The 12,454-nt window shown below is 34.9% G+C and carries 11 protein-coding genes; 8 read left to right on the top strand and 3 right to left on the bottom strand.

Annotated features, from left to right (window positions below; genetic code table 11):
* Positions 1–139: 139 nt before the first annotated feature.
* From VB248_RS13080 to VB248_RS13065, 4 genes are all read left to right on the top strand, one after another.
* The gene (locus tag VB248_RS13080) at positions 140–652 is read left to right on the top strand and encodes a hypothetical protein (RefSeq protein ID WP_323297233.1); all 513 of its coding nucleotides are present in this window, start codon (positions 140–142) and stop codon (positions 650–652) included.
* Positions 653–687: 35 nt separating this feature from the next.
* Positions 688–2,082, top strand: a complete 1,395-nt coding sequence (locus VB248_RS13075; RefSeq protein ID WP_323297232.1) for a hypothetical protein — start codon at positions 688–690, stop codon at positions 2,080–2,082.
* Positions 2,083–2,231: 149 nt separating this feature from the next.
* Complete coding sequence (locus VB248_RS13070) at positions 2,232–2,654, top strand: GNAT family N-acetyltransferase (protein WP_323297231.1); 423 nt, start codon at positions 2,232–2,234, stop codon at positions 2,652–2,654.
* A gap of 76 nt (positions 2,655–2,730) precedes the next feature.
* Positions 2,731–3,195, top strand: coding sequence for a hypothetical protein (locus tag VB248_RS13065; RefSeq protein ID WP_323297230.1), 465 nt, complete (start codon positions 2,731–2,733; stop codon positions 3,193–3,195).
* A 118-nt stretch (positions 3,196–3,313) separates the two neighbouring features.
* Here the strand turns inward: VB248_RS13065 and VB248_RS13060 are convergent, their stop codons facing one another.
* Complete coding sequence (locus VB248_RS13060) at positions 3,314–3,988, bottom strand: SDR family oxidoreductase (protein WP_323297229.1); 675 nt, start codon at positions 3,986–3,988, stop codon at positions 3,314–3,316.
* A 109-nt stretch (positions 3,989–4,097) separates the two neighbouring features.
* Between VB248_RS13060 and VB248_RS13055 the strand changes: the two genes are divergently transcribed.
* Positions 4,098–4,832 carry an MlaE family ABC transporter permease gene (locus tag VB248_RS13055; protein ID WP_323297236.1) on the top strand — a complete coding sequence of 245 codons (735 nt, stop codon included), beginning with the start codon at positions 4,098–4,100 and terminating at the stop codon, positions 4,830–4,832.
* Positions 4,833–4,861: 29 nt separating this feature from the next.
* Here VB248_RS13055 and folP read toward each other — a convergent pair whose 3' ends face one another.
* Positions 4,862–5,683 (bottom strand): dihydropteroate synthase, encoded by an 822-nt coding sequence (gene folP / locus VB248_RS13050; RefSeq protein ID WP_323297228.1) that lies wholly within the window; start codon positions 5,681–5,683, stop codon positions 4,862–4,864.
* A gap of 221 nt (positions 5,684–5,904) precedes the next feature.
* On the opposite strand from folP, the gene VB248_RS13045 reads away from it, so the two are divergent.
* Complete coding sequence (locus VB248_RS13045; RefSeq protein WP_323297227.1) at positions 5,905–7,146, top strand: helix-turn-helix domain-containing protein; 1,242 nt, start codon at positions 5,905–5,907, stop codon at positions 7,144–7,146.
* Between the two features lie 478 nt (positions 7,147–7,624).
* Here the strand turns inward: VB248_RS13045 and proS are convergent, their stop codons facing one another.
* The gene (gene proS / locus VB248_RS13040; RefSeq protein ID WP_323297226.1) at positions 7,625–9,103 is read right to left on the bottom strand and encodes a proline--tRNA ligase; all 1,479 of its coding nucleotides are present in this window, start codon (positions 9,101–9,103) and stop codon (positions 7,625–7,627) included.
* A 321-nt stretch (positions 9,104–9,424) separates the two neighbouring features.
* On the opposite strand from proS, the gene VB248_RS13035 reads away from it, so the two are divergent.
* Together VB248_RS13035 and VB248_RS13030 are read left to right on the top strand one after the other, a co-directional pair.
* A complete protein-coding gene (locus tag VB248_RS13035; RefSeq protein WP_323297225.1) occupies positions 9,425–10,525 on the top strand; it encodes a hypothetical protein in 1,101 nt (366 codons plus the stop codon).
* 197 nt (positions 10,526–10,722) lie between these two features.
* Positions 10,723–12,390: a hypothetical protein gene (locus VB248_RS13030; protein WP_323297224.1), complete on the top strand. Its 1,668-nt coding sequence runs from the start codon at positions 10,723–10,725 to the stop codon at positions 12,388–12,390.
* Positions 12,391–12,454 lie beyond the last annotated feature (64 nt).

The following is a 12,454-nucleotide window of genomic DNA, read 5'->3' as shown; positions in this document are numbered from 1 at the left end:
GGACAAAACCAATCCAGAACTGGGGAATTATTATCAACCAATTTTACCTTATTTTTGACCAAAGAATCAAAAACAATTGAAATTCAAAAAACAACTTACACAAAATATGGGATAGTGTCTACAAAAGCTATTTTATTAAATGAATGAATTTTCATGTATAATAATTGGTGGTTTTACAGAAAAGTATAAGCGTAATAGAAATTATCAATATATTTTGATAACGTTAACATTGCTCTTATTTATACTTTCATGGTTATTAGACAATTATGCTTTTTCTGTAATATTAATAACCATTGCTATTAGCAGTCTATTTTTAGTCTTACTAATAAGTAGCATGCTTGACACCAACGATATCAGAAGTTACCTACAAAAAGGAGTAATTATATTTGAAGAAGATTATATCAAAGCTGAGGGAATTAATTATTCTATCATTAATACAAAAAAAATAATTGTTGATATTTGGGATTATACTCCAAGTCGTGGGCGAGGTTTAAATAGTACCAATCTATATAACAAAATTACAATCATTACATTGGAAGGGAAAGAATATGAATATCAATTCCATGTTGAAAATAAAAGTAAATTCTCTAAAATATTTGATAGACTTCATACCTATCAAAAAGATGGAATGAATGTATTTATCATGACTTAAAAATAGTTAGTTGCTAAAAGCCAATACTTACTACAATGAACAACGAAAATAAAGAACAGAGCCATACCGATAAGTACGATTTTCAACATGGTTATCATGGTGGTTTAGAGGCTGTTGATAAAAACAGTTATGAAGGTTACTTGTCGTCACAAGTAAGTTTTGAGTGGGCAAATCGTCAATTGTCTGAAAAGAAAAATGAACTTTCAGCCGTTGATGAACAGATTGCTGAGGTGAAAAGTCGTTTCAAACAAGCTTTTGATGCTTTACAAGATAGATTGTTGAAAATCAGTTTAGCCAGTAAAAACAAAGAAAAAATTGATTTACAATTAGCAGAAAACAAAGAGCAAACAGACGTTTTGATGGAACGACGCAAGGCGGTTGCTCATAAGTATTCGCTTTTTGCAGGAATTATTTACTTCTTGGCAGGTATTTCTTTTGTGGCAGGAGATTTAATTATTTCCCACGAAATTGTTGCCTATGCCTTGAATATTCGCAACGATTCAGAAGCTTGGGCTTTTGCGATTGGTTTGGCGATGTTGTCAATTTTATTAAAACCTGCTTATGAAAGATTGATAGAAACGCCGTATTCTGAGGCTGTTTCGCAGCAATCTAAAAAAGTTTATGTTTGGTTCAAAGGTATTACGGTTGTGTTTGCAGTTGCTACTTTGTTTATACTTGGTTGGTTCAGGTACGAAGCCTACAAAACCGATAAAATGAAGGAGAATGTAAATAAATCTATCAAACAATTACAAAACCAAGCTTTTGACCCACTGAATCCTACGGCACCACTTCCTGCCAATATTACAAGACAAATTGATGAAAAGCTTAAAACCTATGATTTACTCAATGCCAATTTAGTAAATAGTCCTTGGGCTTTGACATCCTTTGTTTTAACAGGAATTTTATTTGCTTTAGCTGGTGCGATTTGTTTGGGAATTTCCTTTCCAGTATTACAATGCTATTGGATGCGTTGGCTACAAATTGACCCACGTTTGAAAAAACTCAAGAAAGAAAAAAATCAATTAAGGGCTGATTTACAAGACGTTGAGAAAGATTTGGCAGAGCAAATTATCCATAAAAACATTTATGAAAACGATTTAGCCTTGCTTCCTACTTTCGAATCCTTAGAATTTCAACGAAAAGGATTGATGGAAGAAATCAGAGATATTGAAGAAAAAACACGTTTGGCTGAAACAGATGCAAGAATTGGGGCTTTCAACGATGGTTTTGAAAAAGGGACAATGGTTAGAGAAGTAATCAGTGATGACGAAGTAAACCAATTTGTCAGAGAAAATTACTTCGACACCGCTACTTTGGCAAGTAAAGCAAAGGCATCTTCGGGAGACAAAGCTGTGTTTTCAAAACGCCCAAATCTTCGTCCGCATCAACAATTAAGAAAATTGATTTCTGAGGATTTTCAAGGAGAATGATTTTAATTTGAAGATTTGAAAATTTGAAAAATGTGAGGACTTGTTTATTAGGAAATTTGAAGATTGGAAAATCTTATTAAAAATGGATTGAATTCAAATCTCATAATTCACTCAATCACTAACTCACAATTCACTAACTCACTCAATAAATGACCGTAAAAATTGCTAAAACCGAAGCAGAAGTACAAAAATGCTGGTATGTGTTCAGCTTACTTCGTCCGCATTTAACAGAAGAAGTATTTGTAAAAACCGTGATGGAAATGTTGAATGAAGGCTATCAATTAGCCTATATTGAGGAGGAAGGAGAAGTAGTTTCAGCCGTTGGTTTTAGATATTTACAAATGCTTTACAACGGAAAACAATTTTATATTGATGACCTAACAACCTCAGATAAAGCAAGAGGAAAAGGCCACGGAACAACTTTGTTAGATTATGTAATTGAGTTGGCAAAAGCTAATAATTACGATTGTGTAACGCTTGATTCGGGGCCAACACGCCACACTGCTCATCGTTTATATCTGAATAAAGGCTTCCAAATTAGTAGCCACCATTTTGTGAAAAAATTAGATTAATCATATTTATTTTGTGTTTGAAATCTTTTGTTTGTTTTTTCGTTATCTAAAATATATTCACAAAATCAAAGCTAAAATGAGTTACTTAAAAACAACCTTACTTTCATTTTTTTTATTATTCTCCATTATTTCTTGCAAAGAAGACGAAGTTGCCGCAGTAAAAACTAAAACACAAATACTAACAAGTACTACTTGGCAAGTACAATCGGCTTCAGCTTCAGGCGGTTTAGCCGTAGTGTATTCACGAGACCTCGCAAACAATGGTTACGATTTGTCTAAAGTAAGACTTACTTTCAAAGCCGACGGAACAGCCAGTGCTATTGATAACAATGGTAATTCGTCAAGTAGCGGTTCTTGGAAATTTACTAATAGCGAAGGAACTATCGAGCTTTCAAATATTAGTTTTGGAGGATTCACATCTGGAACATTAACAGTCATTCAGCTTACTGAAAAGAATTTTGATTTTACAAGTAAAGCCTCTTTTCCCGACTTGGGCATATCCGATATTGAGGCTACAATCAAAATGACGCCAGCACAATAATTTAGATTAAGAAATAAGTACTGTACGAAAATTGCTGATTTTAGTTTTTGAACAAATAATTCATTTAATCAAAATTCTGAAATCAGCAATTGTATTAAAACTTTCGTACAGTACTTAATTATATATCTCCTAATTGTGGACGCATTACTATCTCTTCTAAAACAGTTGTCGTTGGCAAGCAATAGGCCGTCCAGATTACTTCTGCAATGTCATCAGATGCCATAAATCTTTCGGTAGGTAATTCAACGCCTGCCCAAGAATTGGTAAAAGTTGCCCCCGGAAGAATACTGGTAACACGAATTGCAAAAGGTTTTAATTCTTCTCTCAGTACTTTACTCATTCCCAAAAGAGCAAATTTTGAAATGCAATACGAGCCACCATTTGTATAGGCTGTGATACTTGCCGTAGAACAAATATTGAAAATATAACCTGCACGGCGGTCAATCATATCACCGACTAAAGCTCTTGTTAGATGATATGCAGAATATAAATTGGTTTCAATCATGGCTTCCAAAGTACCTTCCTCTTCATTATGAATTTGTCCGGGCAAAAAGAAACCTGTATTATTTACGAGTACATCTACTTTGTCAACTGTGTTTTTTACAAAATCAGCAAAGGCTAATACTTCTTCTTTTTTCGACAAATCTGCTTTGAAGAAAATTACATTTTCTGGAAGTACTTCTTCATTTTTTCTGGCACAAGTAATTACGGTAAAACCTTCTTTTGCAAATTTATCAACGATGGCTCTGCCAATACCTTTTGTTCCGCCTGTTACTACTATCGTTTTGTTCATTATCTTTGTTAATTATCTATAATTTGTTTTAATGTATTTTGATACTATTCATTTGTGATAGTAAAGAGTCGTTTTCAATTCAACACTATTACTAAACCCTATCATCATGATGTCAATATTAGGTAAATATCTTATTTTCTTGGCAAAGCTTTTTTCAAACAGAGAAAAGTTTAGAGTTTATGTCAAGCTCAGTTTTGAAGAAGCCGTTCAGATAGGCATTGGTTCGTTATTAATTGTTTCAATTGTATCATTTTTTCTCGGAGCAGTTACTTGTGTACAAACAGCCGCCAATCTCAACAACCCTTTTGTACCTCATTATATCATCAGTTTTATCGTTCGAGATTCCACCATTTTAGAATTTGCTCCTACCATTACAGGGGTTGTTTTGGCTGGTAAAGTAGGCTCAAATATCGCTGGTGAGTTAGGAACGATGCGAATTACCGAGCAAATAGATGCTTTAGAAGTAATGGGTATCAATTCAACATCATATTTGGTTTTACCTAAAGTAGTAGCTTCTATTGTAGTATTCCCAATGTTAGTAACTTTAGCTGCCTTTTTATCTATTTATGGTGGATATTTGGCTGGTTGGCTAACAGGAGCAATTTCACCACAAGAGTACATACAGGGGATTCAATATGAATTTAATGCTTTTAATGTTCCTTTTGCTTTGATTAAGTCTGTTGTGTTTGCGATTCTTATTGTGTCTATCTCTGCATTCAAAGGCTACTTTACCAGCGGAGGTGCATTAGAAGTAGGTCGTGCAAGTACTGCGGCGGTTACCAATAGTTGTATTGCAGTTTTAATTGCCGATTACCTTTTGGCTCAGTTATTAGTAAGTGCTTAATAATGAGAGAGCCTAAACTCTCTCATTATTTATGCAAGAAAACTTAATAGCTTAACTGTTTCCATCGCTTCATGAACATCGTGAACCCTCAAGATATTAGCTCCTTTCATCAAAGCGACTGTATTTAGTACAGTAGTACCGTTTAGAGCTTCGTTGGCAGAAATATTTAATTTTCGCCAAATCATAGATTTTCGAGATACTCCTACCAACATCGGACAATTAATTACTTCAAAATCTCTTAAATGATTCAAAAGGACATAGTTTTGGTCAGCCGTTTTTGCAAAGCCGAATCCCAAATCTATGATAATGTCTTTTACTCCCAACTGTCTTAATGTTGCAACTTTAGTTTGTAAATCATCCAGTACATCTACTACCAAGTTGTCGTAATGAGTCATTTGTTGCATCGTTTCTGGAGTACCACGGCTGTGCATAAGTACATAAGGTACATTTAGTTTTGTCACAGTATCGAACATGGAATCATCTAAAATTCCTCCCGAAACATCATTAATCATTACCGCACCCGCAGCGATACAATCTGTGGCTACTTTTGCTCTAAAAGTATCAATTGAAATTAAAGCTTCTGGAAAACGTTGGATGATGGCTTCAACCACTGGCAGTACTCTTCGTGTTTCTTCATCTTCGCTCACAGGCATTGCTCCTGGGCGTGTGGAGTGTCCACCAATATCTAAAAAAGTTGCCCCAGACGATAGCATTTTTTCTACTTGAACAAGTACTTTAGAAACATCATCATAGCGACTTCGGTCAAAAAAAGAGTCAGGTGTAATATTCAAAATACCCATTATTTTTGGGTTTGATAAGTCTATAAGTTTTCCTTTACAGTTGATAATCATAAAATCTGAATATAATGTTATTATAAAACAAAGCTATAAAGTTAAACTTAATTAGCTGTTAATCGTTCAATTTATATTAGACTAAGTACTTAAAGAATTATCAACAAAACTAAAAAGATTATCTTGTACAGTCTATGGTTTTTAGATATATTAGCACTCGCCTTTGATAGCGAATGCTCTAAACGCATCTATTTACTTATCAAACAAGGTGGCAATTATGTATGTATTTTATTAAATATCTAAATAATGAATTAGGAAGAGTTCTGAGCTTTATCGGCATAATTGTCGCTATTATCACATATCCTTACTTAAAAAAGAAAAATAAATCCAATTTATTTTTATCTCTCTTTTTCCTAATCTCAGGAGTGTATGCTTTGCTACATTTCAATGTATTTCGTCGTGGCGACAAGTATATCGTTGCTGCTCTTTTTGGATTTGTCGCTCCATTAGTTTATTTGGTTCGTCCTCTTTCTTATTGGTATGTAAGGTCGATGCTCAGTAAAAAAGTCACCTTTTCCAAATCGGATTTTTTACTTTTATTGCCCTGTATTTTATACTTCATAGACGTAATTCCTTATTTGATTACTCCCTTTAGTTATAAAGTTTCGTTGGCAGAGTTAATCATTCAAGACTTCAATAATATCTTTGTTCATCCTATTACTTATTACTCAAAACCTGAATTTCATTTTATTTTCAGACCAATTTTCGGAACAGTACTTTCATTGCTTGAAATGCAAATGCTTTACAAGTACTTTCAGGCAAATCCTTTGGATAAAGTTAAATTCAGAGCTACTTACAATTGGCTATGGATATTTTCATCTTTGAGCTTTACCTTGACTTTAGTTTTGTCATTCATTTCTATCATTCTTAAAATCAATACGCCAAATTTTCCTTATGGAAGTAGTTATTTGATATTTCCGCTGAATTTGGCTAATTTTTTATATTTCTGCTTATTGATTGCAGCCTTCTTATTTCCTAAGATTTTATACGGAATTGAGTTTGAAGAAGAAATCGTAAAAGAAGAAGTATCAGTTGAATCGGTAGAAGAAGCGGTTGTGAACGAGAAAGAAGAAAATAATAAATCTGTCTTTAAACTTGAAGAAGCCAGATTGATGGAAATTAAAAAACTTATTAGCACATATTTTGAAGAGCAAAAACCTTATCTTGATGATTCCTTTACTTTAAATAAATTGTCAGAAGCTTTAAACATACCCATTCATCATCTTAGTTATTTTTTTAATTCTTGTTTAGAAAAAAAATTTTCCGACTATAAAAATGAATGGAGAATCAATTATGCAATACAATTACTGAAAGATGGAATCTTAAAGAAATACACTATTGAACAGCTTTATCAGGAAGCAGGTTTTTCTACCAAAAGTAACTTTTATCGAGTATTCCGCAACCACACAGGAATGACTCCCATCGAATTTATTGAAGACCTCGCCAAGTCCAATAACAAATAATACTCCCAACGTTGAAAATTTTGTTTCAATGCACGCCCTCCAAAAAATTGATAAAAGCATGAAAAAATATTAAAAATCAGTAATATATGTAATGTTTTTAGTTCTTTTTTCTAAAATACTACTAATATTAGGGGTTTTTTTAGAAATTTGCAGAATCTATTTGCCAAATTTGTACCATCAAAATATTATCCTTTGTTAATTCGTACATCAGTCTGAAATAGCCATATAGTTTATATTCTTCAATGCTCACTAACATACCACTCTTTAAGCTTTTGATACAGTTTAAAATTATTGAATAGTACAGTTACTGAAAACTTAACCATCTTTAGTAGGGGGTGACAAAGTTTTGTTTAATTGTTTTATTCTTGGAAAGCATTTTTTTGAATAGATTCCTTTAACGTCATTACCTACAATCCGCCTAAAAAAAGACAGCCTCGATGAAAATTGAGGCTGTCGCTATTTTGGAGTAAATCGAATCTTAATAAGACTTAGCAAAAATTACTCGCTTACTTGATGGCTGACCTGTAAGAATACATTTTCCTTCTTCTTCCACGGCATCCAAAGGAATACAGCGAATGGTAGCTTTGGTTAGTTCTTTTATTTTCTCTTCTGTTTCCGAAGTACCATCCCAGTGTGCTGCGATGAAGCCCGGTGTTTCTTCCAAGATTTTTGTGAACTCTTCCCAAGTATCAACTTTATAAGTATTTTCTGTTCTGAAATTGAAAGCTCTTTGATAAATATTTACTTGGATGTCGTCGAGCAAAGTACTAATTGTATCAACGATGCCTTCAATAGGATACGTTTTTTTCTCCTTTGTATCTCTTCTGGCTACTTCTACTGTTCCATTGCCTAAATCTCTTGCTCCGATGGCTAAACGAACAGGAACACCTTTCAATTCATACTCTGCAAATTTAAAACCAGGCGACTGTTTATCTGAGTTGTCAAATTTCACAGAAATACCTCTTTTCTTTAATTCTTTAACGATTGGCAGAATGGTATTTGAAATGAGTTCCAATTGTTCTTGTCCTTTGAAAATAGGCACAATTACTACTTGAATAGGAGCTAATTTCGGAGGAAGAATCAAACCTTCGTCATCAGAATGGGCCATGATTAATGCACCCATCAAACGAGTAGAAACGCCCCATGAAGTTCCCCAAACAAAATCTTGTTTGTTTTCTTTGGTCATGAATTTTACATCAAATGCTTTTGCAAAATTTTGACCCAAAAAGTGTGAAGTACCAGCTTGTAAAGCTTTACCGTCTTGCATCATGGCTTCGATACAATAAGTATCTTCTGCACCAGCAAAACGCTCGTTAGCAGTTTTCTTTCCACGGATTACGGGTACAGCCATAAACTCTTCTGCGAAGGTGGCGTAAACGTGCAACATTTGTTCTGTTTCAGCGATGGCTTCTTCACGAGTAGCATGAGCTGTGTGTCCTTCTTGCCAAAGAAATTCAGCGGTACGTAAAAACAAACGAGTACGCATTTCCCAACGCACTACGTTTGCCCATTGATTGATGAGTAAAGGTAAGTCACGATAAGACTGAATCCAGTTTTTATAAGTACTCCAGATAATAGCTTCACTCGTCGGGCGAACGATTAATTCTTCTTCTAATTTAGCTTCAGGGTCAACCATTAATTTGCCCGGTTTTTCTGGATTATTTTTGAGGCGATAGTGCGTAACAACGGCACATTCTTTAGCAAATCCTTCGGCGTTTTTCTCTTCAGCTTCAAATAAACTTTTTGGAACGAATAAAGGGAAATAAGCATTGGTATGCCCTGTTTCTTTAAACATATCGTCTAAAGCACGTTGCATTTTTTCCCAGATTGAATAGCCATAAGGTTTAATAACCATGCAACCACGCACGGCAGAGTTTTCGGCTAAATCAGCCCTTTTCACGAGTTCGTTGTACCACTCAGAATAATTTTCGCTACGTTTTGGTAGGCTTTTGCTCATTAGTATATTGGGTAATTGAAAATTGAAAACTTTAAGTGATTATTTGTATTGGAAGATAGGGGGAAGTTCCTAAAAGATTGTCTTCATAAAAACGGCAAGTTTATAGGTTTACAATCTCATTATCAATTCCTTAAATTGAAACTTTCCAAGAAATAATTTTGTTAATGATGAATATAACTTCTTGCAAAGATAAGTTTTTGTTGTAAGTTTGACACAAAATTAAGTTCATTGTTTCTGGTTTTTAGTTTCTGGGTCGTTTTTTTATACTTAAACCAAAAACATCTACCTAAAACATTCACAAGAATCTTAAATGACAAAGCCATGAACATTCTAAAATCCATCAAACTCCTTTCAGCCTTTGCGTTGATGAGTACCGTTTGGGGATGTAGCTCCTCAAAACAAGTAGCCAATTCGTCCTCTGCTGGTGTTTATGATGACCTCTACGCCTCAGCAAGCCAAACTCGCCCAGCGAATTTAGTCACTCGTGAAAGCTTGTATGCTGCTGAAAATGAGGAGGAATATGCTCGTAATCCGGAATATAGAACCAATAATAATACTAATCAGGGAACAGATGAATATTATTCAAAAAATTGGTTGAACTCTCGGACTTACTACCAAAATCAATCGAATTCAAATTATTACAATAATAATAGTTCGTATTATAACAATAACTACGGACTTTATAACTGGTACAATAACCCAAGTATTTCATTTGGCTTAGGTTATGGCTATTGGAGTCCTTATGGTTATAACTCACTCGCAACTCCTTATTGGAACGACCCATGGGGTTGGGGTTCAAGTCGTTGGGCTTATGGTTCAAGCTTTGGTTTAGGCTGGAGTTCATTTGGTTGGAATTCTTTTGGGTATAGTCCTTGGGGATATAATGCCTATGCTTATAATCCTTATTACTATGACCCTTGGGTGTATAATTACAATTCTTATTACGGTAGAGGCAATACTTATATTTACAATAACTATGGCTCGATAGTAACAGGTGCAAACAGTAATTATTCAAACAATGGAGGTTATTCAGCACCAGTAAAACGTACTCGTGAGCCTTACTCGCAATCGGCTTATAACGGAAGCTTCGATAATAGAAATAGTTATAACAACGGACAAAGAGGAGCAAGAAGCAGTTCTGATTATTACTCAAACGGAAATTCAAGCTCGAACAATACTTATTATTCTCGTCCACAAAGAGCGAGTGGTTATAGTAATAACAACTCTTCGTCGTCTTATAACTCAACGACAAATACCAACAGAAGCAATAACAGTTCTTGGAACTGGTCGAATAATAATTCTTCTTCAAACAGTAGCAACCGTACCAGTACTTCATCATGGGGAGGTTCTTCGGGTGGTTCAAGTAGTGGCAGCGGCGGAGGCGGCGGAAGCAGTTCTGGTGGCTCACGTGGTCCACGTTAAGACTTAAAATATTTTTATTATTTATTTAGATAAGCCTCACAGAGATACCTTTGTGGGGCTTATTAACGTTTTCTTGAAAAGATTGCAATCGTGATATGAGGGAATAAGAAAACATAGCTGTCATAAGGTTGTAGTTTGAAACAGCTATTAAATTTGTGTTTCTCCTGATTGCAATAACATTCTTAATTTTATTAGATATGAAAATCTCCCTTCGTCTAATTGCCACATTTTCTGTATTAAGCTTATTTTCTGCCAAAGCTCAGGACAATAATTTTGATGCTTTAGCAAAACTTTTTGGACAAACTGCACCGTCTGGTTCGGCTCGTTTTCAAGCACTCGGAGGAAACCACGCAGCTTTAGGAGCAGATATTAGCTCGGCGGCAGGTAATCCAGCAGGACTTGGTTTTTATACTCGTTCAGAATTTAATTTTACGCCATCGTTTCAAAACACCAGTAATTCTTCATCGTACTTAGGAACAAACATGAACTCTAATGTCGGCAACTTTAATATTGCCAATATTGGTGTCGTTTTCGGTGGAACACAACCACAGTACAAAGAAGAATGGCGTGGTTCGTGGTCTATCAATTACTCACGCCAAAATTCATATTATAATAATATTCAATTTGGTGGACGAAATAATGTAAGTTCAATTGCAGACGCTTTTGCAGAACAAGTAAACCGTGAAGTTGGTGATTACAATCTCGGACAAAATGATTTTGCTAATGCCGCAAGCCAAGCTCCTAATTTTGACTTGACTCGTCACTTGTATTACTGGTCATTCTTAGTTACGCCAGTAGTGGACTCTCAAAACAATCTTTCTTTTCTTGCCACAGAGGGTTCTTTAGTTTCTGACCAAAAATATACTTTTGAATCTACTGGGCGTTCGAGCCAATGGTCAATTGCTTGGGGCGGTACACCCAACGAAAAAACATTTATTGGTTTCTCGCTTGGGATTCCAAGTTTCAGATACGAGACTCGCTCGCAGTACAGTGAAAAATACATCAACAATACCGCTTTTAATGGACTTACACAGTCTAAATTCTATACAACCAGTGGTAGTGGTATCAACCTGACTTTCGGAGCTATTATCAAGCCAAATGATATGATTCGTTTTGGTGCGTCGATTTCTACGCCAACTTGGTATGATATTGACGAAACCATCAGCTCGAATCTTCAAGCCAATGTAAATACTGATAACATCGGTAAAGCCAATGCAGGTATTGTGTTGCCCAATGCTACTGATGCTGGAACGGTTAATATTATTAATCGTATGAAAAATGCAGGCTACGGAATTGTAGAGAGAAATGGCGAAAGGTTTTTATCAGGCGTTCCTTTGTTGAATAGCAATGCTTTTAGTGATAATTATCAATTAAGAACTCCTTTCAAGGCAAATATTGGTATGGCGGTTTTCTTTGCCAAAAAAGGATTCCTTTCGGCAGATGTTGAATACTTGGCTTATACAGGTATGAAACTAAGTACTACCGCAAACGACCAGTATTTAGCTGCTGATTTAGATTATTATACTGGGCGAGTAAGACAAACCCTCAAAAATGTTTTCAATATTAAAGTAGGAGGGGAGTACAGAATTAATGCGATAAGTTTAAGAGCAGGAGTAAATTATCAACCAGACCCTTATTCGTTTAATTTTGACCAAGGTTCATCTACCATTAATCGTTCAACGCTTGCGTACTCATCGGGTGTCGGTTTCAGAACGAATGATTTTTATATTGATGTAACGGGGCTTTATGCTACAACTTCACAAGCTTATAGTCCTTATGTTTTAAATAATAGAGAGCTTTATCCTTCTGCTAAAATTGATAATAGCTACGTGAAAGGAGTAGTTAGCTTTGGGATTTTCTTCTAAAGCTACAATTTGCCTATAAACAAAAAAGAAGCTGAACTCTAAGAGCCAGCTTCTTTTTTGTTTT

The organism is Arcicella rigui (assembly GCF_034929435.1).
Classification (GTDB): domain Bacteria; phylum Bacteroidota; class Bacteroidia; order Cytophagales; family Spirosomataceae; genus Arcicella; species Arcicella rigui.
The sequence above is the reverse complement of the archived record's forward strand: the minus strand, read 5'-3'. Positions and strand labels throughout refer to the sequence as shown.